Below are 1,115 nucleotides of genomic sequence, written 5' to 3'. Positions count from 1 at the left end.
CGGTGTAGTCACCGAGCTGGTCGACGGCGATGCCCATCTTCTGTGCACGCGTGGTGTCGAGCTGGGCGCGCACCGCCGTGGCTGCGCGGTAAGCGATCGGCAGGAGAACGGGGGCAAGCAGACGTGCCACTCCCAGGTACTTACGCACCTTTGCGACGGTCAGGCCCTGATTCGCAGCGGCCTTCTCCTGCGCCTTCAGGGTCGCGATCTGCGCCTTTTCGATCTTGTGCTGTGACTCGATCTCGGCTTTCTCCAGCTTCTTGAGCGACTTGGTCTCGACCTTGTCGCGCTTACGCTGGCTCTTGGCGTTGAGCTTCGCCTCGACCTCAGCCTTGTGCTTGAGAGCCTTTGCCTCCGCCTTGCGGGTGGCACGAGACTTTCGCTTCTTGAACAACCCCATCGAAAAGGACCCCGTTTCCAGGTGTTTGTGTGTTGCCAGGTACCTGCGCTTCGGCTTCAGCCTAGGGGAGCACATAATCTTCGTCATCGTGTGTTCCGTTAACAATCCCGCGCCCCAGCTCCCGATCATCGATTCGGGGGCGTTGACCCGATGCCGTCATCGGGTGCGTCTGGACGGGTTGTTTCCCGGGAAATCGGCTTCGGAACCCGTCGACACCGGCGTCAAGCAGCGCCAGGACGCCGCGATCGCGAAGCGCGCGGAGATCGCCGAACTCGTGATCGGTGCTGCTCCCGAGCGTTGGGTGAAGATCAACCCCGACCAATCGGCGTCGGCTCAGGCTCGCGACACCTTGGCTGCCTGTGAGGCCGGCGCGGACCGGATCTGGGGCGCGGTCTTGCCGGTCGAGCGCGACACCGGACGCAAGGGCCGCTGCGAAATGCTCATCCGTGACGACGAGGGTGGCGGGTACATCCCCGTCATTGTCGTCAATCACAAGGTGACCGATCCCGGCCAGGGCGCGATCACCTCGGGGCTCTTCGAATGGGAGCCCGCGGTCGATCCCAAACGCAAGGTCCGCAGTCAGGTCCGCGATCAGATGCGCGTCGCGCAGGTTTATCGGATGCTCGAGCGTCGTGGGCTGGCGAGCCCGTCGCTCACGGCCGGGGCGATCGGATACAACGGAGACTGCATCCTCGTTCACGACCTCAGTGCCGTT

General features: G+C 63.7%; 1 protein-coding gene and 1 pseudogene. One reads left to right on the top strand and one right to left on the bottom strand.

Going from position 1 to position 1,115, the window contains the following annotated elements; translation table 11 throughout:
* Positions 1–400: DUF6474 family protein (locus ACF1AK_RS36455; RefSeq protein WP_391503094.1), on the bottom strand; the 400-nt coding region annotated here is incomplete at its 3' end.
* On the opposite strand from ACF1AK_RS36455, the pseudogene ACF1AK_RS36450 reads away from it, so the two are divergent.
* Positions 387–1,115: pseudogene (locus ACF1AK_RS36450) on the top strand (hypothetical protein); the annotation flags it as partial. The gene ACF1AK_RS36455 and the pseudogene ACF1AK_RS36450 overlap by 14 nt on opposite strands.

The organism is Kitasatospora sp. NPDC015120, assembly GCF_043080305.1.
Classification (GTDB): Bacteria; Actinomycetota; Actinomycetes; order Streptomycetales; family Streptomycetaceae; genus Kitasatospora.
This window is presented reverse-complemented; position numbering and strand designations above follow the sequence as displayed.